18 protein-coding genes are annotated in these 20,540 nt (G+C 37.5%); all 18 read right to left on the bottom strand.

Features of this window, described 5'->3' with window-relative positions; translation table 11 throughout:
* Nucleotides 1-439 precede the first annotated feature (439 nt).
* Nucleotides 440-2,815: a tetratricopeptide repeat protein gene (locus F3G69_RS03155; RefSeq protein ID WP_149714380.1), complete on the bottom strand. Its 2,376-nt coding sequence runs from the start codon at nucleotides 2,813-2,815 to the stop codon at nucleotides 440-442.
* Nucleotides 2,816-2,837: 22 nt separating this feature from the next.
* Entirely contained in the window at nucleotides 2,838-4,328 is a 1,491-nt protein-coding gene (gene nuoN, locus F3G69_RS03150; RefSeq protein WP_149714379.1) for an NADH-quinone oxidoreductase subunit NuoN, read from the bottom strand.
* A complete protein-coding gene (locus F3G69_RS03145) occupies nucleotides 4,325-5,836 on the bottom strand; it encodes an NADH-quinone oxidoreductase subunit M (protein WP_149714378.1) in 1,512 nt (503 codons plus the stop codon). The genes nuoN and F3G69_RS03145 overlap by 4 nt, the downstream gene beginning before the upstream one ends.
* A complete protein-coding gene (nuoL, locus tag F3G69_RS03140; RefSeq protein WP_149714377.1) occupies nucleotides 5,836-7,674 on the bottom strand; it encodes an NADH-quinone oxidoreductase subunit L in 1,839 nt (612 codons plus the stop codon). Before nuoL ends, F3G69_RS03145 begins: the two co-directional genes overlap by 1 nt.
* Before the next feature lie 3 nt (nucleotides 7,675-7,677).
* A complete protein-coding gene (gene nuoK, locus F3G69_RS03135; protein WP_149714376.1) occupies nucleotides 7,678-7,980 on the bottom strand; it encodes an NADH-quinone oxidoreductase subunit NuoK in 303 nt (100 codons plus the stop codon).
* Complete coding sequence (locus tag F3G69_RS03130; RefSeq protein ID WP_149714375.1) at nucleotides 7,977-8,513, bottom strand: NADH-quinone oxidoreductase subunit J; 537 nt, start codon at nucleotides 8,511-8,513, stop codon at nucleotides 7,977-7,979. The genes nuoK and F3G69_RS03130 overlap by 4 nt, the downstream gene beginning before the upstream one ends.
* A 23-nt stretch (nucleotides 8,514-8,536) precedes the next feature.
* The gene (nuoI, locus tag F3G69_RS03125) at nucleotides 8,537-9,154 is read right to left on the bottom strand and encodes an NADH-quinone oxidoreductase subunit NuoI (protein ID WP_149714374.1); all 618 of its coding nucleotides are present in this window, start codon (nucleotides 9,152-9,154) and stop codon (nucleotides 8,537-8,539) included.
* 8 nt (nucleotides 9,155-9,162) lie between these two features.
* On the bottom strand, nucleotides 9,163-10,158 hold the full coding sequence (nuoH, locus tag F3G69_RS03120) for an NADH-quinone oxidoreductase subunit NuoH (protein ID WP_084041825.1): 996 nt from the start codon (nucleotides 10,156-10,158) through the stop codon (nucleotides 9,163-9,165).
* On the bottom strand, nucleotides 10,151-12,451 hold the full coding sequence (locus F3G69_RS03115) for an NADH-quinone oxidoreductase subunit G (protein WP_149714373.1): 2,301 nt from the start codon (nucleotides 12,449-12,451) through the stop codon (nucleotides 10,151-10,153). Before F3G69_RS03115 ends, nuoH begins: the two co-directional genes overlap by 8 nt.
* On the bottom strand, nucleotides 12,448-13,158 hold the full coding sequence (locus F3G69_RS03110) for a hypothetical protein (protein WP_103600681.1): 711 nt from the start codon (nucleotides 13,156-13,158) through the stop codon (nucleotides 12,448-12,450). The genes F3G69_RS03115 and F3G69_RS03110 overlap by 4 nt, the downstream gene beginning before the upstream one ends.
* Nucleotides 13,155-13,385, bottom strand: a complete 231-nt coding sequence (locus F3G69_RS03105) for an NADH-ubiquinone oxidoreductase subunit E family protein (RefSeq protein ID WP_087579452.1) — start codon at nucleotides 13,383-13,385, stop codon at nucleotides 13,155-13,157. Before F3G69_RS03105 ends, F3G69_RS03110 begins: the two co-directional genes overlap by 4 nt.
* The gene (gene nuoD, locus F3G69_RS03100) at nucleotides 13,382-14,611 is read right to left on the bottom strand and encodes an NADH dehydrogenase (quinone) subunit D (RefSeq protein WP_103600680.1); all 1,230 of its coding nucleotides are present in this window, start codon (nucleotides 14,609-14,611) and stop codon (nucleotides 13,382-13,384) included. The genes F3G69_RS03105 and nuoD overlap by 4 nt, the downstream gene beginning before the upstream one ends.
* Nucleotides 14,608-15,366: an NADH-quinone oxidoreductase subunit C gene (locus F3G69_RS03095; RefSeq protein ID WP_103600679.1), complete on the bottom strand. Its 759-nt coding sequence runs from the start codon at nucleotides 15,364-15,366 to the stop codon at nucleotides 14,608-14,610. The genes nuoD and F3G69_RS03095 overlap by 4 nt, the downstream gene beginning before the upstream one ends.
* Nucleotides 15,363-15,875, bottom strand: a complete 513-nt coding sequence (locus F3G69_RS03090; protein WP_149714372.1) for a NuoB/complex I 20 kDa subunit family protein — start codon at nucleotides 15,873-15,875, stop codon at nucleotides 15,363-15,365. The genes F3G69_RS03095 and F3G69_RS03090 overlap by 4 nt, the downstream gene beginning before the upstream one ends.
* Nucleotides 15,857-16,246, bottom strand: a complete 390-nt coding sequence (locus F3G69_RS03085) for an NAD(P)H-quinone oxidoreductase subunit 3 (protein ID WP_021090439.1) — start codon at nucleotides 16,244-16,246, stop codon at nucleotides 15,857-15,859. The genes F3G69_RS03090 and F3G69_RS03085 overlap by 19 nt, the downstream gene beginning before the upstream one ends.
* A 105-nt stretch (nucleotides 16,247-16,351) precedes the next feature.
* Nucleotides 16,352-17,986 (bottom strand): multidrug ABC transporter permease/ATP-binding protein, encoded by a 1,635-nt coding sequence (locus F3G69_RS03080; protein ID WP_149714371.1) that lies wholly within the window; start codon nucleotides 17,984-17,986, stop codon nucleotides 16,352-16,354.
* Nucleotides 17,986-19,350 carry a coproporphyrinogen III oxidase family protein gene (locus F3G69_RS03075; protein ID WP_149714370.1) on the bottom strand — a complete coding sequence of 455 codons (1,365 nt, stop codon included), beginning with the start codon at nucleotides 19,348-19,350 and terminating at the stop codon, nucleotides 17,986-17,988. Before F3G69_RS03075 ends, F3G69_RS03080 begins: the two co-directional genes overlap by 1 nt.
* A gap of 184 nt (nucleotides 19,351-19,534) precedes the next feature.
* Nucleotides 19,535-20,540 (bottom strand): hypothetical protein (locus F3G69_RS03070; RefSeq protein WP_149714389.1); only part of this gene is annotated, 1,006 nt, incomplete at its 5' end.

The following is a 20,540-nucleotide window of genomic DNA, read 5'->3' as shown; positions in this document are numbered from 1 at the left end:
AGCGATAAATTCTAGAAGTTAGCTTGTAGTAAGCTAAAAAATCTTTATAAATATAATAAAAGTACATCATAGAAACGTGATTACATAGCGTTACAAGTTTTTTGCTTTGATCTACTGGGCAAAATTCATTAAGTATTTTTAATTTTTAAGCTTAAAAATCGTAAAACAGCCTACATTTAGTATTGTTGATTTAATAAAATGGCCAATTCTCTTTATTTATGAGAAAGATGCTTAAAATTTAAACATACCAGCCATGCTCGTGCGTTAAAAATACATTAAGGCTTACGATAAATATAGCTCTTTTTATAATATAAAGAGCATTTGATAGCAATGCAAAAAAATAATTAAATACGTAAAAAAGTTCAACTTAAATAGCAAAAATAAAGGCTAAAATTTAAGCTTAAATATAAAACTTAGCAAGCAAGCTATTTCTTTGCTTTTAGCTTTTGCCTATCATGTCAAGCTTAGCTTTGCAAGCATCTTTATACGGGCTTACAAAATTTGAATCAGAGCACTCATTTAAATAAGGTCTAGCCAACTTAAACTGTTTTTGCCTTATATAGATTTCGCTTATCAAATTTAAAGTATGTAATCGATCTTCTGGCTCAAGCTTCATGTTTAGTATAAATTTCGCCTCGTCAAGCGCCTCGTTTAGGTTATCTGTCTTTAGTGAAGCTTCTGAGTAGTTAAAATTTATCTTTGGCGAAAATGTATTTATCTTGGCTTTTGTTTGTAGTTCAAGAGCTTTTTTAGCATACGTTGTAGCTATGGCGTAGTCATTACTTTTCATCGCATAGTCGCTTATAGCTGTATATGCTTCGATAATCTTAAAGTCTTGGCCTCTTAGCTGCTCGATAGCGCTAATGGTTGAGATCGCCTCCGTAAAGCGTTTTAATGCAAGCAATGAGTAAAACCTGTCAAAAAGAGATGGTGTTGGATCTGAGTATTCGACCGATGAGCCAAGTGAAAGCGCGTCATTTGCGGCAATGATCGCATGCTCGTAGTCTTTATTTTTATATAAAATTTTGCTCAAATTTACTAGCCACTCGACCCTATCTTCTAAATTTTCATCTTTTGCATGAGCTTTCGCGAGCTCAAGTGCATCGTTGTAGCGGGCCGTTCTGTAATAGCAATTAAAGAGCTTAAATTGTGGTAATGAGATTTTATTTATATCGTAGTTTTCAAGTAAATTTATAACAGCCGTGCAATCATCTTTTATAAAATACTCTTTTGTAAGCTCTAGTGCAGCCTCATTTATCAGCTCCATTGCCTTACTTAAATTTCCATCTTTTGCCATGGCTTTGTAAGATAGTGCATCGGAGAATTTACGCTCTTTAATATCCAGCTCAAGCTCGCTTATTAGAGCCTTTTGGCTAATGTTTGTCCCAGCATATTTTTCAATTAGCTCTTTATATCTAGCATGAAGTGCAGTAGCATTTTTATCCTTTTCTTCAAAAAATAACCCATCTTTTGCTTTAGTCACCTCATCGATATAATCACCATATTTAAACTCTGTCTCATACTTATTTAAGTATTCGTATGCTTTTTTCTCATCTTTTGTTTTGGCTAGATTTAGTGCTAAATTTTTTAAAGCAACTTCATAAAAATCTTTCGTCCTATCGCTATTATTTATCAAGATTTCATAAATTTTAGCAGCCACATCAGGCATATCTTTACTTGCAAATGTAGTTGCAAGATTCATCGACTTCGTTGGGTTATTCATAAAAAATTTTTCATTCGCATTTGCGATTTTTAGTATAAATTTCTTTGCTTCATCAAATTTTTCTTTATCTATATTTGCATCAGCTAGGCTTAGTGCTGCTCTACTTGCAAGGTCGATGTCGTTTGTAGAGTAAAGCACTTTTTCATAGTCTTTTAGTGCCTCTTTTTGTCTGCCTATCTTGTAGAGATAATCAGCATAATCAAGCGCTGCAAGTTTTGTAAATTTTGAGTTTGCGTGCTCTTCGTTTAAGATATCAAGCATATATTTTGCATCACTTGCGATGCTATCTTTTAGGTAGGCTCTAGCGATTAGGTAGAGCACCTCTGGATAGTTTTCATCAGATGGGAATTTTCTGATCCAAGCCCTACCTTCGCTTACGATATCTTTTGGCTCGATCTCTTCAAACTCATTTTTTGTCTCAAAAATTTTATCAAGAGCCCTTAGACGAAATAGTAAAAATTCACTTGAAAAAAGGCTATTTGGATGCCTTTTTATCGCTGTTTGAGTATCTTTTACTACATTTTCATAAGCGCCCTTTTCATAAGCTCTTTTTATGCTTATGTAGATATCAATGTCATTACTATCAAGCCCAGCAATAGGAGCTTTGTTAAGATCAAGCGCTCCGATACTAGGATTTAGCATATCTTTAAAATCAGGTTTAAAATTTAGCCCAGACTTTCTTTTGCTATTTTCACTGAGCGAAGTATCTATGATTATGCTAAAGTGTTTTGAAATGGTTGTTTTTGGGCTATCTTGCACGTTTTGGCTGTTATAAAGCTCAGTTTTTATATTTAGCAGTTTTGACGGAGCTTTTGGCATTATGACGATAAAAAGCTTGCCATCTTGCTTTTTATATTTTATATCCATTAATGGCAGTGTCGTATCTTCAATTTTTGGCAAAATTTCATCATCTAGCATGCATACATAGCGTTTGGTGTCGTAAGCTAAAATTTGCTCCACGCATTCAAATTCTTGCTCATCGCTTAGCTGAAGAACGCTATAAGGTTTATCGCCATTTGCGCCGCTATTTAGGCTAAGATTAAAAGCGGTTAGATAAAGCGGAAAAAATAAAATAATTAAGAGCTTTTTCATGCCGCAATTATAGTTAAATTTTCTAAAATCCTGAAGCAAAGACAAAATGCTCAATAAATTCCAAAATCGCTCCAGAAAATAAAAACGAAAAGGCCGTTCCAGCTACTGCAATGCCAACAATTACTTTTAGCGCCATAGAGATATTTGCAGTGTAGAGATTTTTATCTTTTACGATTGGCTCTTTTAAAAACATAAAGACGATTAGCTTTAAATAGTAATAAATCGCAATGGCAGAATTTATCATGATTATAACGCTAAGCACGACGTAATCAGACTTTATGAGCGATGAGATAAGCACCATCTTGCCCCAAAAGACGCTAAAAGGCGGTATGCCAGCAAGGGCGATCATAAAAATTCCCATTATTACGGCGTAACTTGGTAAAATTTTTATAAGCCCTGAAAATTTCTCAAATGGGTGTTTAAAGCGCTTGTCCCAGCAGACGACATCATCGCACCTTGCCACCCAAAGCATAGAAAATGCGCCCAAATTTGCAAACAAAAACATAATCCAGTAAAAAAACAAAGCGACATTTGCCTCGTGAGAATTTGCCACAAGCGCACAAAGCACGACACCAGCGTGAGCTATGGAGCTAAAGGCGAGCATTCTTTTTACATCTTTTTGCACTAGCGCCATGATATTTGCAAGGCTCATCGTAAGCACGGCGATGATGTAGAGCATATCTTTTATCCACAAAATTTGTGAGCCCTCAAGCATCGCAAAAATTCTTAACGCAACGATAAACGCTGCCACCTTTGGTACGATCGACATATAGCCTGCTAGCGGGGCATTTGAGCCCTCATAAACGTCTGGTATCCATGTGTGAAATGGTATGAGTGAGAGCTTAAAACCAATGGCTGAGGTGATGAAAACACAGCCAAGCAAGATAATTAAGTTTTGATTTAGACTAAGATCTTTTATCGCAACACCGATACGAGTGATGTCTATTGAGTTTGTCGCTAGATAAAACATCGCAATTGCCATAGCAAAAAAGCCAGCCGAGAGCGAGCCCATAGCAAAGTATTTAATGGCAGCTTCGACGCTTTTTGCTTTGTTGTGAAGGGCTATTAGCGTATAGAGGCAAAGCGAGCTGATCTCAAGTCCTAAAAAGATGATGAGTAGGTTATTTGAGCTCACCATAAATAAAAATCCAGCGATCATAAACAAAAATAGCGCGTAATACTCATAAATTTTGTACTCAAAATACTCTTTTGTGCTAAGTGCAAGCGGGATAAAAAGAGCTGAGGCGATTAGGATGATGACTTGAGAGATGACCGAAACGCCATCAACCAAAAGCATATCCCAAAAGCTAAGGCTAAGACCGTTAAAATCAAGTATTAGACCCAAATTTACAAATATTGCGATGATACAAAATACGCAGTAGAAATTTCTTGAAAGATCTTTTTTTATGGTGCCAACGATTAATATAAAAAGTGCAAAGATTATCATACTAAGCATCGGAGCAACCGAAGATAAAGAAATTTCTTTTAGATCTAAAAAGGCTATTTCGTTCATAGTTTGCTACCACCATTTAAAGATGAAATTTTATCCTTTGTGTCGCTATCTACCGCTCTAGTTTGCATTTTATTTATTATATTTTGCACGCTTGGTTCAAGCGGTTTTAGGATCAAATTTGGTGCGATGCCAAGAATGATTATGAGCAAGCAAAGTGGCACAAGAGCGGCTAACTCTTTAAAATTTAGATCCTTAAGGCTTAAATTTTTCTCTTTGCACTCGCCAAAAAAGACCCTTTTATAAAGCACCAGCATATAAACAGCGCCCACGATGATACTAAAGCCACCAAGTAGCGCAAAGAGTTTATTTAGCTTAAAGATGCCAAGAAGGCTCAAAAACTCGCCTACAAAGCCGATCGTTAGCGGCAGGCCGATACTTGCAAGCGTTGCTATAAAAAATATAAGCGCATACTTTGGCATCACCTTGGCAAGGCCGCCAAATTCGCAAATTTCTTTTGTGTGAGCCCTCTCATATATGACGCCAACTAGTAAAAATAGCGCACCACTTACGATACCATGGCTTATCATTAAAAATATTGAGCCGCCAAGGCCTATTAAATTTAGTGAAAAAATGCCAAGCATGATAACGCCCATGTGTGAAATGGAGCTATAAGCGATCACTTGCTTCATATCGCTTTGCGCGTAGGCAACGAGGGCTGCGTAGATGATCATGATGATGGCTATGACGCAGACAAAGCCACTTAAAAGCAGGCTCGCATCTGGAAAGAGTGGAAGTGAAAATCTCACAAAGCCGTAAGTGCCCATCTTTAAAAGCACGCTAGCAAGCAGCACCGAGCCGATAGTCGGAGCCTGTCCGTGTGCGTAAGGCAGCCACGTGTGAAATGGAAATAATGGAGTTTTTACACCAAAGGCGAAGAAAAACGCTAAAAATAGCCAAATTTGAGCATTTTCTCCAATGCCAAGCTTATACCAATCAAGCAGATTAAAGCTAAAGACGCCGCTTTTTTGATAGCACAGATAGCCAATAAAAATGATCGCCACGAGCATAAAGACAGAGCCTAAAAACGTGTAGATGAAAAATTTAATCGCAGTGTAAATTCTATTTTTACTGCCAAATGCGCCGATGATGTAAAGTAGCGGTATGAGGCTAAGCTCCCAAAAGCTGTAAAATAAGATCATATCAAGCGCGCTAAAGACGCCCATCATTGTGCTCTCTAAAAATAACACGCTAATAATTAGATGCTTTAAATTTCCATTATTGCTAAGTGCTGCGATGGAGATGAAACTCATAAATGCACTAAGGACTATAAGTGCTAGCGAAATGGTATCGATGCCGACAAAATAGCTGATATTTAGGCTTGGTATGAGCGAGACTTGATGCGTTAAAACAAAGGCATAACCCTGAAAATCAACATTGACGCAGATAAAAATGGCAAGCAAAAGCTCGATCAGCGCGATGCTTGCTCCATAAAATTTTATGCTTTTATTTTCTATCAAGAAGCCTAGCATTGCGCTTATTGCAGGGAAAAATATGATGACACTTAGCATTATTTGGCTCCGTTTAATAAAAATATAAAGCTTAAAAGCAAGGCAAATCCTGCAACCATAAATCTAAGCATGATGCTTAAGTCGCCACTTTGCATTTTGTTTACTAAATATGCAAATTTGGTTATTATAAGCGCGACAAGATCGACGCTTCGATCAATTATCATCTCATCAAATTTCTTACAAATTTGTGAAACTAACGTGTAGCCATTTATAAAAAATTTCTCATAAAATTTTGGGATAAAGTAGGCATTTTGTAAAATTTTATAAATTCTACTCTCACAAACACTCTCTTTAAAAATTTCTTTTTTATAGGCATATACTGCAAAGCCAGCGCTTGCTAGTACTAGGCTAAGTGTTAAAACGAGTAAGAAAATTTCATTGCCATGAGATAAATTTAGTGAAAAATCTTTTAAGCTTTTTTCTAAAAACTCACTAAAGTTGCTCCAAAAAAAGCCACTTATGACTGAGAGGATTCCAAGTACACCCATGCCAGCTAGCATATAGTTTTTAGCTTCATGCACGTGTTTCTCGCTCTTTGGCTTTGTAAAAAAGACGAGCATAACGAGCCTAAAGCTATAAAATGCCGTAAGCACGGCACCAAAGAGTAAAATGATCCATAAAAATTTATTTTCACTAAAGGCAACCTCTAAAATTTTATCTTTAGAGAAAAAGCCAGCAAATGGATAAAATCCTGCCAGCGCGCAGCTTGCGATGATAGAAAATAGCGCAGTTGGCTTCATAAATTTATAAAGTCCGCCCATTTTTTTGATATTTAGCTCATCATGCATCGCGTGCATAACATTGCCAGCGCACAAAAAGAGCAGCGATTTGAAAAATGCGTGCGTGACAAGGTGAAAAAGTGCGATCTTATAAGCGCCAAGCCCAGCTGCTACAAACATATATCCAAGCTGCGAAAGCGTCGAGTAAGCGATGATCTTTTTAAGGTCATTGTGTACTAGCGCGATGCTTGCTGCAAATATCGCTACAAATGCGCCAAGGTAAGCGATAAAATGCGATACTTCAGGTGCGTTTGTAAAGATAAAATTTGCGCGTATGACTAGATAAACGCCAGCTGTTACCATGGTCGCAGCGTGGATGAGTGCTGAGACTGGAGTTGGCCCCTCCATGGCGTTTGCAAGCCAAGTGTGAAATGGAAACTGCGCGCTTTTACCCATGGCACCTATAAAAAGAAGTGTGGCGATGATGCCTAAATTTAGCCCAGAAAAGTCGCTTCTAGCGTTAAAAACCTCGCTAAATTTAAGTGAGCCAAAGCTATAAAATATATAAAAGATACCAACAAGCATGGCAAGATCAGCCACTCTGTTCATCACGAAAGCCTCGTTTGCAGCGACGTTTGCACTAGGCCTTTTATACCAAAAGCCAATGAGTAGCCAAGAGCAAAGCCCAACGCCCTCCCAGCCGATGAAAAGGCCTATAAAGTTATCGCTTGAGACAAGGACGTTCATGCAAAAGACAAAGAGCCCCAAGTAGCTAAAAAAGCGGTTAAAGCTTGCATCATCTCTCATGTAGCCAACCGAGTAGATATGCACGATACTTGCGACCACGCCAACAGTGCTAAGCATAACAAGGCTAATGGCGTCAAGATAGAAGCCAAAATTTAAATCCAGACCGCCAAAATTTATAAATTCTTTTAGTGATAAATTTAGCGGTTCATCTATGCCAAGGCTAGCTGTTAGCATGAGTGAGGCGGTTGTGCTAATAATCATGAGAAGTGAGCAAAATATACCAAGTAAAAAATTTTTACTACTATGTGAAAAAAGTCCAGAAACGATAAAGCTAAGAAGTGGAAAAAATAGTGAAATGCAAAATAAAGTCATCTCTTAGCCTTTCATATTTGTCATCGAATCTAGACTAATGCTACCAGTCTTTTTATACCAAAGCACGAGTAGCCCTAACCCCACAGCGACTTCACTAGCCGCGATAGCCACTATAAAAAATGCAACTATTTGTCCAGTTAGATCAAAGTGGTATTTTGAGATAGCCGCGAGTGCGATATTTGCCGAGTTTAGTAAAATTTCACTTGAGAAAAATAGCATGATCAAATTTCTTCTTCGCATTATGCCAACTAGCCCTATGACAAAGATCAGACTTGCAAGGATGAGGTAGTGAGTAAGCCCTATCATAGCATCTCCTCTAGCGTATTTTGAGTATTTAGGTCTTTATGTATCAAGATAATGCCAGCAACCATTGCCACAAGAAGCATTACAGCACACATCTCAAAAGCGATTAAATACTTGCTAAAAAGCAAAATTCCGATAGCCTCGATATTGCCAAGCTCGCTAGCAATGGGACTTAATCCATCAAATTTTACACCATAAATAGGTACTAAAAATATAAATATCAAAAGAAGCGCTATAAAGCTACTTAAAAAATAGATAGTGATCTTTGCTTTTTTGCTACTTTTTGGCTCACATTCTTTACTGCTATCAAAAAACATCATTGCAAATGCATATAAAACGACCACAGCGCCTGTGTATACGATGATCTGTACTACGCCTAAAAATTCCGCTCCAAGTAAGAAAAATATAGCCGAGATAAATACCATGCCAGCAGCTAGCGCAGAGACTGCATTTAGTGCATTTTTACAAAATACACTAAAAGAAAAGCTAACTAAAACCAAGGCACTAAAAAGATAAAATGCAAAGCTCTCATACATCTTTTGCCCTTTTAAAATTTATACTACTCATCACTTTTTGTCTCATCTTCATTTTCGCTTATAAATGCATTTGGCGTCTTTTTGATTAAGCTGTCAGAATTTTTAGGAAGCGCTCCGTATCCTTCAAACTCGCTTTGATCTTTTAAAAATTTATCCTTTGTCAAAAACTCATCTTTTGTACCAAATATGATCCTGCTCTCGCTAGCAACTTCGTACTCTTGTCCGCAAACTATTGCAAGCTCAGGACAAACATCAGCACAAAATCCACAATACACGCATCTACTTAAATTTATCGAGTAGCTTGCGACCTTTTTGCGGCCATCTTCGCCAAGTGAAGTTTTCATCGAAATGCAGTTGCTAACGCAAATTTTCTCACATAGCCCACACCCAATGCAACGTTCATTTTCACTTTCAACAAATTTCAAAAGCTTATGAATGCCCCTATATCTAGCATTTAACTCCATCTTTTGCATAGGATATTTTAAAGTATGTGACTTGCTAAAGAGCATCTGCTTTATCGTGACTTTTAGTCCGATCAAAAGATCAGGCTTAAATGTGGCAGCGATGAAGTGCTTAAATTTATCAAACGCACTCTTTGGCTTTAACTTTTCATCTATTAAAATATATTTTTTCTCACTCATTTTTCGCCTTAGATTAGTAGCATAAAGCCAGTGATTACGATATTTAAAATTCCAAGCGGAAGTAAAATTTTCCAGCAAAATGCACTTAACTGATCAACTCTTAAATGTGCCCATGAAGCCCTTACCCAAAGAAAAAAGAAAAAGACAATGCTTGATTTTAAGATGATCATCAAAGCACCTGGGATAAATAAAAATTCGTTAAATCCACCTAAAAATAAAATCGTAATGATGATGCTAGCAGCGATCATATTTGTGTATTCGCCGATGAAAAACATCGCCCATCTCATGCCGCTATACTCGGTGCCATAGCCTGCTACTATCTCTGTTTCGTTTTCTGTTAAGCAAAATGGCGTTCTGTTGCACTCCACGAAGCTTGCTATTAAAAAGAGTAAAAAGGCAAGGGGCTGCTTGAATATAAGCCAGCCAAAAATTCCTTTTTGATAGTTGTTTATATCCACAAGTGATAGCGAACTAGTTACCATTACGACGCTTAAAAGAGCCATGCCAGCGACTATTTCGAAACTAAGAAGTGAGACTACTGCGCGAGCTGCACTAATTAATGCAAATTTATTATAGCTTGCAAGACCTGCTGCAAGTGGAGAAAAGACGCAAACTGAAGCAACACCAGCGATGTATAAAATACCAACATTTATATCTGAGAGAATCGGACGTAATGTATGTCCAAAAATTTCAAACTCAGGCAAAAATGGCACAGGTGCAAGCGCTGCAAATGCGGCAATAGCTGATATTAGTGGAGCTATTAAAAAGATAAATTTATTCGTATTTGCTGGTACGATGTCCTCTTTTGTAAAGAGTTTTATCATGTCAGCTACTATCTGTAAAATTCCAGCAGGTCCCACCATATCAGGTCCTACGCGGCGCTGCATGTAGGCTAGTACTTTTCTTTCAGCGTAAGTTGCAAGCCCTGCAAGGCTTGCCATGACGGCTAAGATAACCACGGCTTTAATGATAGTGCTTAGCACAAAAAATAGTGTTTCACTCATCTTTTGCCTTTATAATTTTAACTGCGGCGTAGTTTTTGCCATTAAATATAACGCTTACATCAAGCTTATCGTCATAATCACCTAAATATGCACCAACTCCGCCAAGCTCGCTATCAAGCTCCACGCAAATGGCAAGCTTGCGCCCATCTTTTTCTAAAATAATCGCTTCATTTTGTGAAATTTCAAATTTAGCCATAAATTCGCTACTTGCATAAAGCTTCGCTCTTTTGGCTGTTTGTGTGGCATAGTTTGCAAAAAATGATGGCAAATTTATAGGATTTGCAAGGCTAACTAGAGCTTCGCCATCTTTTAAATTTGGCTCATTTTTTTCTTTAAAAAGTGACTCTATGTCCTCTTTTGGCGTGAAATTTGAAATTTCTAGTTTATAACCTCTGTGGCTTGTGCCGTTGTTTGCGTAAAAATTTTCTAAATCATCAAATTTAATGCCTTTGTAACCCTTTTCTTTTGGTAAATTTGGTGTGTAATCAATCGTATCTTTAGCCATTAGTCCAAGTGCGTTTGCAATATCGTTTAGAAAATAACCTTTGTGCGGTATTGCCACATTTGTTGGCACTAGGGCGTTATTTATGCTTGTAAATGTTCCTTCTTGCTGATTTAGCGCGCTAGCATCGATGTCACCTTCAAAAATGCTAAATTTATAATCACCATTTTCGTTATAGCCAAGCGTCTTGCCAGGCTTTTTCTCGCTTGCAAGAGTGCAAATTTTAGCAACGCCAAGTGAGTTTGTGCGTGGTGGTATTAGCATCACACGAAACGGCGTAGCTCTTGCGATCACTCCAGTAAGTGCGGCTAGTAAATTCGCATTTTCATCCGTGTAAAAATCGCTTCCTAAAATGAGCATAAATTTGCTTTTGCCATCACTTAAAGCCGGTATATCTAAGCCAAAATTTTCATCAAAATTTTCAAGTTTTAATGTAAGTGCGCTAGGTAAATTTTCACCCCAGTTTTTAAGTATAAAAAGTAAAATTTGCTCTAATTTTCCAACTTCATGCGTTACATAGATAAAATTTTTAGAATATTTTTTAACGATCTCATCGGCTATGTGATGAAAGTAAATTCCAGCTGCTTTATTCATTTTTAAAGCGTTATTTAACTTAAAGCTTGTCACTGGGCTTTCGTGTCTTAAAAAACTACCAGCAGTGATGATAAAATCGCTATTTTTGATATCTTCATAGTCTGCGTTATACGAGCTAAGTCCACTAAATTCGCTAAATTTATTTAAAAATTTTTGATAATTTAGCGCTTCATTATTTATTAAATTTAGATCAAATTTCTCTCTTAAACGCTCTAAAATAAGGGCCTCTTCGTTTGTGATGAAGCTATTAAATTTTATATTTTTGATTGTGCCATTTTTAATATTTAAAACAATCTCTTCAAATTTCTCTTCATTTTTACAGGCAAGCTCGTTGTGAAAGTCATAACCAAACCTAGCTGCCCCACTTATCTCGCCAAATGTAAAATCATTGCTGACGCGGTAAATTTGCTTACTTCTGTCGCTAGTGCTCTTTTCTTTTACGTCATAGTAAATTAGCTCGCAGTCGCTTTGATGTGGATTTGCTGCTGGGATAGGGTTTAGCTCCCAGATATTTGTGCTATATTGAAAATGCGAACTAATAAGTGCTCCAGTAGGGCAAACGCTGATACACTCGCCACAAAATGAGCAGTCAAGACTCTCGCCCACGCTTGGACCTATTAAGCTTTTTTGCATCTTGCTAAAAACAGCATAGGCATCTTTTGGCATACTCTCTTTTAACTCTTTTGGCACTTCAATACCCCTTGGTACGGTCTTTAGCGCACTCTCGCCAATCCTATCCTTACAAACAGTGATACATCTTTCGCAGACTATGCAAAGAGCTGGATCGTAGTTGATTAGCCCCCATTTTTTATGCGGTTTGTGCGTATCGGCGATGGCAAATTTTTGCTCATTTACCTTTAGATGTGTGGTTAAATTTTGTAGTTCGCATTCGCCACTTTTGTCACAAACGCCACATTGAATCGGATGATTTACGCAGTAAGTCTGCATGATCGCATTTCGCTCGGCAGCGATTTCTGGCGTGTTTGTATAAATTTGCATATACTCTTTTGCTTTGGCATTGCAGCTATAAACTACTTTGCCATTTGCCTCGACCATGCAAAGCCTACAAGCAAGAGTTGGTGAGCAGCTGCTAAGATAGCAAAGAGCTGGGATATAAATTCCATTTGCTCTTGCGATATTTAGGATGCTCTCGCCCTCATCTGCTTCTATGATTTGATCGTTTATGGTTATTTTCATTTGCTAATTATTACTTGTTTAAATGCATATCCATCAAATTTTTTGGTGCCTAGTATCCCAACAGTGCCTTTTAGCGATGGATCCAGACTAAATTTAGCCTCCACGCTAAAGTCTTTTGCCTTTATTTGTAAAATATCACCGTCTTTTGCTTTTGCTACGATGCCAAACTGCACTCCGCCCACGATCTCACTACTTGCGTTTTTGTTTAGATAAACGACTGCTCCGTCAAAATTTTCAAGTTCCCTTAGCTCGTCTACTTTGCTGTAATCATTAAACTCATCTATCTTGCCACCTGCTAAAACTATATTTTTATCTAAAATTTCAAGCAGCCAAAAGATCGCGTCTTTGTCCGGATGGGTAAAAAGCGAGTCGTCAATTATTATATTTTTAGCATCCTTTATCCACTCGCCAAGCTCCTCAAACTCCTCTTCACCGACATTGCACTCGCCACTTATGAGTCCATCATCGAGCTCGTCAAAAAACTCATCTTGCACTAAATTTGCATATTTGCAAAGAAGTGCTAAGACGTAGCTTATTGAGCCTATTTCGCAGCGGATTAAATTTTCGCCGCCAAGCTCGCTATCTTCGATGCAAGAGATGTATTTAAACTCATGCTCTTTTATCTTTTTTGCTAAATTTTTATCGCTCAAGCTTAGTAAATTTGCGATGCTTAAGCTTTTGCCTGCTATTAAATCATTAAATTTCATATCTTGCCCTTTTTTATGGTTAATACCCAATCAACTTGGTTAAATTTAAGCGAGTTCATCACTTCGCAGTTTAGATTATAGGCTAAATTTACAGCCTTTGTCACACCACTAAAATCGCCTATCTCAAATAAAAATATAATCACTTCGCCAGCCTCGCCAGCCTTTATCTGCTGTCCAAGAGCGCTCAAAAACTCACTCTTTAAGTGCCTAAGATCGACCCGTCTCATCTATCGACCTCGCCTAAGATGATATTTGTGCTACCAATTATCGTAGCGACGTCAGCAATGTACTGACCTACCAATAAATCTTCATAAATAGCGCAGTGCCAAAAGCTTGGCGTGCGAATTTTTAGGCGATAAGGGCTTGCGCTGCCATCTGAGTTTATATAAATTCCAAGCTCGCCCTTTGGCGATTCGCTAGCAAAGTAAATTTCGCCCTTTGGAGGTTTTAGCCCCTGAGTTATTAGCACAAAATGCTGTATAAGTGAGTAGTTTTGGCTCATTATCTGCTCTTTTGAAGCGCTCACGTAATCTGGTGCGTCGGCGATGATAGCGGGGCTGCTTGTCTGATACTTGCTAACGCACTGCTTTAAAATTTTCACACACTCGCGCATCTCTTTCATGTAAAGTAGATATCTCGCGTAGCAATCGCCCTCATTAGCGTATGGCACGGTAAATTCTAGCTCGTCATAGATGAGGTATGGCTCCTCTTTTCTGATATCCCTTGCGACTCCGCTTGCCCTTAGCATGACGCCAGAGCAGCCGCCACTAAGGGCTAGCTCTTTGCTAATTACGCCCACATCTACAAGCCTTGCTTGCCAAATTCTATTTTCACTTAGCAGATCTTCGTAAAGTGTGATGTCGCTTGGAAATTTCTCGCAAAATTTAAGCAGCTCCTCGCACCAGCCATCAGGCAGATCAAGCGGCACACCACCGATCCTTATCGAGCTATGTGTTAGCCTTGCGCCGCAGTATTTTTCTATGAGATCAAGGACGTATTCGCGCTCTCTAAATGCATATAAAAATACGCTCATAGCGCCTACGTCAAGGGCGTGCGTGGCCAAAAACAAAAGGTGCGAGCTGATGCGGTTTAGCTCCAAAAGCATAACTCTAATGATCTGCGCACGGCGAGGCACTTCTATGGCGCAAAGCTTCTCCACAGCCGCACAAAACGCGTAGTTATTGGCACTCGATGCTATGTAATCAACCCTGTCAGTTACTGGTATAAATTCCTGATAGGTCATATTTTCAGCCATTTTTTCAACGCCTCGGTGCATGAAGCCAACCTCTGGCATGGCGCGCACGACTTTTTCGCCATCAAGTTCAAGCACTAGTTTTAGCTGTCCATGTGCGCTTGGGTGCTGTGGGCCAAAATTTAGTATCATCTTGCCATCATTTTGCTCAAATTCTAAATTTTCAAAAAATGGTTTTAAGCGGTTTGGTGACTGACTCAAGGTCTTTCCTTTACTATCTGGCTTTGGTTAAATTTAGCCTTTTTGACAAATTTTACGCCGCCATCTTCTTGATACTCGTACTCTTCACTAAATACTCTTGAAAATCCAAAGGTATCTTTCTCATCCACATATGCTGGATCGCGGTTCTCTTCGCCGATCTGCTCTCTAAATTCACGCCCAAAAATTTTATCTACCTCGTACCATTTAGCAGCCTCGTCGCCCACTAGCGGATAGTTCTTTAAGAGCGGGTGTGAGTGCCAGTCATCAGGCATGATGAGGCGCTTTAAATTTGGATGATCTTTAATGAAAACGCCGCTTAGATCATACATCTCGCGCTCAGCCCAGTTTGCGCTTTTATAAAGCTCGCAAACGCTTTTTAGCATTTCATCCTTTTTTACAAAGCATTTTACACGGACGCGTCTATTTTTACTCATGCTAAGAAGCTGATAAAAGACTTCGTATCCACCTTTTTGACTTGTGAAATCAAGTGCTGCGAGCTCGCTAAGCTGTTCATAACCAAAGCTTTTTAGTTTCTCAAGAGCTTTAAAATTTTCACTAGAATTTATATAAAGTACAAGCTGATCAAACTCCACGTAGCTAGATAAAATTTCTACTCCGCTTTGCTCTAAGATGGCTAGCTCTTCATCAAATTTAGAATCTCTTACCTCATCTTTTGGCGTCTGCTTTTCTATGTAAAATTTCTCTTTGTAATACTGCTTTTTTTGCAGATCATTCTTTGGCTTATACTCTCTCATATCTCAAGCTTTCTTGGCTTTTGCGCTCTAAATGCACTTTGCTTTCTTATCTTTTTTTGAAGCATCATAAGAGCGTACTGAAGTGTCTCTGGGCGTGGGGCACAGCCTGGGATGTAGATATCAACTGGTATTATTCTATCAACACCTTGAACGGTAGAGTAGGTGTTAAACATGCCACCAGTGTTCGCACAGCTACCCATCGAGATGACCCACTTTGGCTCAGGCATCTGGTCGTAAAGACGCCTTGTAAACTCAGCGTGCTTTTTAGTTAGCGTACCAGCTATGATCATCACCTCCGAGTGTCTTGGGCTAGCCCTAAAAATGGTGCCAAATCTATCAAAGTCATATCTACTAGCGCCACTTGCCATCATCTCGATAGCACAGCAAGCAAGCCCGTAGCTAAGTGCCCAAAGCGAGTTACTCCTGCCCCACTGAATTAGCTTGTCAACTGTTGTTAAAACTACTGGCAAGCCGCCATTTGCAGCGTAGTTTATCTGATGCTTTGCCACTTAAAGACTCCTTTTTGCCAAGCATAAGCAAAGCCGATAAGTAAGATCGCCACAAAAAGTAACATTTCGATTAGTCCAAAAATTCCAAGTAGCCTAAAATCCACCGCCCACGGATACATAAAGATGACTTCAACATCAAACAAAATAAATAAAATTCCATAAAAAAAGTAGTGGATATTTATCTTATTTGGCTGTTTTACGGTGGTTGGACCACACTCATAAAAGCCAAGTTTTAGACGCTGGGTATTGCGGTTGGCTAGTTTTTTGCTTATTTTTGAAGATAAGAATGTTATTAAACAAAATGAACAAGTCGCTAGTAAAAGTATGATAAATGCACCAAAATAGGTACTTTCAAGCTCTGAATGTGACATACTTTGCCTTTTTTAATTTTTAAGATTCTACTAAATTTAAATTTATTTGAGCTTGAAACGGCTTAAGAGTAGGGTGAGTATTGTGCTTTTGTGTAAAAATTACTCCTATTTTATCTTCTCGACTGCATCTTTTGCGGCACTTATTCGCTCTCTCTCATCTAGCTCGCGCACAAAGCCATCTTTTACCAAGATGATCCTAGTTGCTACATCAAAGTAACTATCATCGTGGCTAACAGCGATTATGCTGATGCCTTTACTTTGTAAAAATGGCAAAATTTCTTTATAAAATTTTCGCTTAAAGAGCGGATCTTGATCGGCTGCCCATTCATCTAGGATAAGGATAGAGCGGTGCTCTAAAATAGCTATTAAAAGACTTAGACGCTTTCGCTGACCGGTTGAGAGTTGCGTGGTACTAAGCTTATTATCTATGACACTTACTTTTTTGTCGATCTCAAGCAAGGCTAAAAGCTCGTCTATCTCGCTTTGGCTAGCAAAGCCATTATGAGAGAGCGTTTGCGAAAATAGATAAAAATCAGCAAAAATAGCGCTTATCTTTGCCTGATAGCTTTGTAAATTTGCTTCATCTATCTTTGTGCTATCAAGGTAAATCTCGCCACTACTTGGGCGCATAAGGCCACAAAGTAAATTTATAAGCGTACTTTTACCACTGCCATTTTTACCGATGATAAACGTTATTTCACCGCGTTTGATCTCTAAATTTACATCTTTTAGGCTAAATTTGCCGTGAGCGTAGTTGAAATTTATATCTTTTAGTTTTATGTTTTTCCACTCGCCATTTAGGCTATCGTCAAATTTAAAGCCTTCCTTAAATTTATTTAAATTTAAGCTCATGATCTTTTCTAAACTCACTTTTGCGCTAAGTGCAGCTGGTATGGAGCCAACCATGCTCATAAATGAACCTCTTAAAAATAGTATCGTTAGGCTAATGCTTAGTGCCGTTTGCAGGCTCGCCCAGTCAAATGCCACGCACAAAAATACACAAAGTCCTACTGAGCCAAGTAGCATAATGTTTGTAAAATTATCACTTAATGCGTGATAAATATCGGCCTTTACCATATTTTGGCGTTTTTTATCGCCTGTAAAATTTAACTCATCAAAGCAGACACTTGCCCTTGTTCTATTTAAACTAAGCTCTCTATGCCCCTCTACGATATCGTCGTAGTGCTTTTGCAATGCGTCATCTTGAACTCTGGAATGCTTAAAATAAAGATGAATTTTTTTCATAAAAAGCGTATTTATAAAAAGAGTCGCACCGATCCAAATGGATAAAAAGATAAAAATTTTTGGAGCGATTACAAAAAGGTAGATGCTGGCACAGACGATAAAAACTAGACTTTGTATAAAGCCAGTAGCGCTCATAAAGGCAAATGTGATCGTTTTTATGTCATTATTTAGACTAGCTATAATCTTTGCCTTGCCGATCTCGTTTATCACGCTATTTGGCGTATCTAAAATTTGCTTTACACTTTGATATCTTAGCTCGTAGATAAATTTATGCCCAAAATTTGTAAGCGATATATTTGCGGCGATGGCACTTACAAAAAACAAGAGCAAAACCACTATAAATTTAATCGCAAGAATTGGATCAAATTCCTTTAAGCTTACAAGCTCATTATTTATAAATGAAAGGGTCCAAACACCAAGTCCGCTAAATACGAGTGTTAATAACACTATTTTAGAAATTTGGTAGATGTTTTTTTTAATTAAATTTGCAAGCATTACATTGCAGCTCGTGGCTGAATGATATTTGGCTCATACTTTTGTTCAGTATTTTCGCTCATTATACGAAGCACCTTGCTTCGTTTTATTTTAGCGTCGTCTTTAAATATCGCACGCACTTTGTCCATGCCAGCATAAAAATCACGCATAAGCACGATGCAGATATATTTGCCAAAAAATGTCGGCTTAATAATGCCATTTTCTTCATATATTGCATTTACAAGCTTAAGTAAGCTAAGCTCCATAAATAAGGCCTTGTTAATGTTTGTGTTATTTTCGTCATTATATCTTTTAATATCAACCCCGCCATCAAAAAGCCTTGTTAAAAATGTGTATTTAAGTCGCTCTTTCTTGCTAAAACCACATTTTGCGATGACTGGGCTTTGTCTATTTTTTATTCTTTTGCCGTATTCAAGTAGATTAAACGCATTTATTACAAGCTCGCCATTAAGAAAGCTAAATGCTCCGCTACCAACGCCAAGATACTCTAAATTTGAGCCAACATATTCGTCGCGAAGGTCGGCACTTTTTTCATTTGAAAACGCCCAAGCATTGCTTTGTTTGTAGTTACTTTTGCTAAATTCTTCAGTGATTATCTCATAAAATTCACGCTCGTTATCTATGTTTGAAACGCCAAGTGAGCGAGCTATATTCTCTCTTGTTAGCTCTGATTTCATGAGTGGATAGAAGGTGATTTGTTGCGAAGAGATCGATTTTGCGGTATTTATATCGTTTATGAGCTGCTCTTTTGTTTGATTTGGGAGGTTAAAGATGAGATCCAGGCTAATGACTGGGATCTTACCAAGAGCGAGCTCAAGTTTTCTTTTTATCTCCTTGGCTGAGCCAAATTTCTCATATCTGCCAACTCTCTTTAACGTTTCATCATCAAAGCTTTGTACACCCACGCTTAAGCGATCAATTAATCCATTAAATCTAGCTAAACTCTCGGGCGAGATGTGATTTGGATCGCTTTCTGCTGAAATTTCATCTATACTAAAAAGCTCTTTTGCAAGCTTAAGTGTCTTCTCAAGCTCTGGCTCATTTATAAGCGTCGTGCCACCGCCAACATAAAGTGAATCAAAGTCAAATCCAGCCTCTTTAACCTGCCTCATCTCCTCACGTAAATTTTCAAAGTAAATTTTTGCAAGCTCTTGCTCATAGTGGTACTTATGAAACGAGCAATATGGACAGAATGTGTGACAAAATGGTACATGTGCGTAGAGCATATACTTTTTGCCTTTTTTTGGAGTTTTGGTGTAGGTTGTAGTTAAAATGTCTATATTAAATTCATTATATAGTGATCTTTGAATAGAATTATGAGCGTAATTTACGGCAAAATTCTCGACAATATTTTTAAAGATCATAACTAATCACCTTAAATAAGTTTGGTTTTAAATTGATGTGTTAGGATAGCTAACTTTTAATAAATTTAGCCTTGTGTTAAAGAAAATTTTAGCTTAGCCAGATAAATTTGGCCTATAAATTTTTAATTTTTAAATCTGCAAATTTCACATATCGATCAGATTTTAGTCTCAAAGCTTAAGGAAGTTACTTCTTGGCTCTTGAGATAATTTTGCTTGCATCAAGCTCAAATTTTACTCCATCTTTCGTCTGCAGATAATAAAATTTACCAATATTGCAAAGCGACTTCACGTCATAAATTTTAACTGCCTTTTCATCTATCTCGCAGGAAGTTTGACCTTTACCTTTTGCCTCGCAAAACGAGCTTGGCAAAGCTTTTAAAGCGCTTTTGTCAATAAGCAAAAATTTATAATCAATATTTCCTATAGCAAGCGTTTTTGCTGTGTATTTTATAAATAAAAGAGAGTTTGAAATGATCATGAAAATGAGCGCCGAATAAAAAATAATAGTAAAATCTTTCGTCTCTTTTATGCTAGCTATTCCAAGAATAAATGAGAGCATAAAAGAGCAAAATAATATCCAAAGTGCCAAAAATCCACTAATGCTATTTGAAATAACAATCGATGCGATAAATAAAATAAGCATTATAATAGTCAAGAAATATATAACAAAATTTGATCTATCCTTAAAGAAAACCGCTAAATTTACACAGATATAAGAAAGCGGAAATAGCGATAGTATCATTAGCAAATTACAAGAAAGCCTATGAGCTATAAAAGCAAAAATGAAAAATGATATGGATGTCAAAAAATATATGAAATTTGAGCTATAGAAAAAGAGAAATTTTGGCTTTTTAAATTTGTATTTTTTATTATCATTTTGATAAAGGTTTGAGACAAAGACTAAGATACCGATCTCAAAAACCGTGATAAATGCAGTCGCACAAAATAGCAAAATGCCCGTAAATATCATCTCTGAGCTGTCTAAAATCGGAAAATATTTTACTTCAAAGCCAAAATATAAAAAGTAGCAAAAGATACTAGCGATTGGCACGATAAAATTTGAATATTTAAAGAAATTTGCCACGCAATTTTTTATAAAATTAGTCTTTAAATTTGCCGAATATTCGCTAAGTCTACTCTCAAAATAAGTGTTATTTAGTAAATCATTTTTAATTTTTTCAAGATATTCT

The organism is Campylobacter concisus, assembly GCF_902460625.1.
In the GTDB taxonomy this organism is placed as follows: domain Bacteria; phylum Campylobacterota; class Campylobacteria; order Campylobacterales; family Campylobacteraceae; genus Campylobacter_A; species Campylobacter_A concisus_AD.
The sequence above is the reverse complement of the archived record's forward strand: the minus strand, read 5'-3'. Positions and strand labels throughout refer to the sequence as shown.

Coding starts and splice junctions, on each gene's coding strand:
- F3G69_RS03155 (WP_149714380.1), bottom strand. CDS start 2,815: ATGAAAAAGCTCTTAATTATTTTATTTTTTCCGCTTTATCTAACCGCT.
- nuoN (WP_149714379.1), bottom strand. CDS start 4,328: ATGAACGAAATAGCCTTTTTAGATCTAAAAGAAATTTCTTTATCTTCG.
- F3G69_RS03145 (WP_149714378.1), bottom strand. CDS start 5,836: ATGCTAAGTGTCATCATATTTTTCCCTGCAATAAGCGCAATGCTAGGC.
- nuoL (WP_149714377.1), bottom strand. CDS start 7,674: ATGACTTTATTTTGCATTTCACTATTTTTTCCACTTCTTAGCTTTATC.
- nuoK (WP_149714376.1), bottom strand. CDS start 7,980: ATGATAGGGCTTACTCACTACCTCATCCTTGCAAGTCTGATCTTTGTC.
- F3G69_RS03130 (WP_149714375.1), bottom strand. CDS start 8,513: ATGTATGAGAGCTTTGCATTTTATCTTTTTAGTGCCTTGGTTTTAGTT.
- nuoI (WP_149714374.1), bottom strand. CDS start 9,154: ATGAGTGAGAAAAAATATATTTTAATAGATGAAAAGTTAAAGCCAAAG.
- nuoH (WP_084041825.1), bottom strand. CDS start 10,158: ATGAGTGAAACACTATTTTTTGTGCTAAGCACTATCATTAAAGCCGTG.
- F3G69_RS03115 (WP_149714373.1), bottom strand. CDS start 12,451: ATGAAAATAACCATAAACGATCAAATCATAGAAGCAGATGAGGGCGAG.
- F3G69_RS03110 (WP_103600681.1), bottom strand. CDS start 13,158: ATGAAATTTAATGATTTAATAGCAGGCAAAAGCTTAAGCATCGCAAAT.
- F3G69_RS03105 (WP_087579452.1), bottom strand. CDS start 13,385: ATGAGACGGGTCGATCTTAGGCACTTAAAGAGTGAGTTTTTGAGCGCT.
- F3G69_RS03095 (WP_103600679.1), bottom strand. CDS start 15,366: ATGAGAGAGTATAAGCCAAAGAATGATCTGCAAAAAAAGCAGTATTAC.
- F3G69_RS03085 (WP_021090439.1), bottom strand. CDS start 16,246: ATGTCACATTCAGAGCTTGAAAGTACCTATTTTGGTGCATTTATCATA.
- F3G69_RS03080 (WP_149714371.1), bottom strand. CDS start 17,986: ATGCTTGCAAATTTAATTAAAAAAAACATCTACCAAATTTCTAAAATA.
- F3G69_RS03075 (WP_149714370.1), bottom strand. CDS start 19,350: ATGATCTTTAAAAATATTGTCGAGAATTTTGCCGTAAATTACGCTCAT.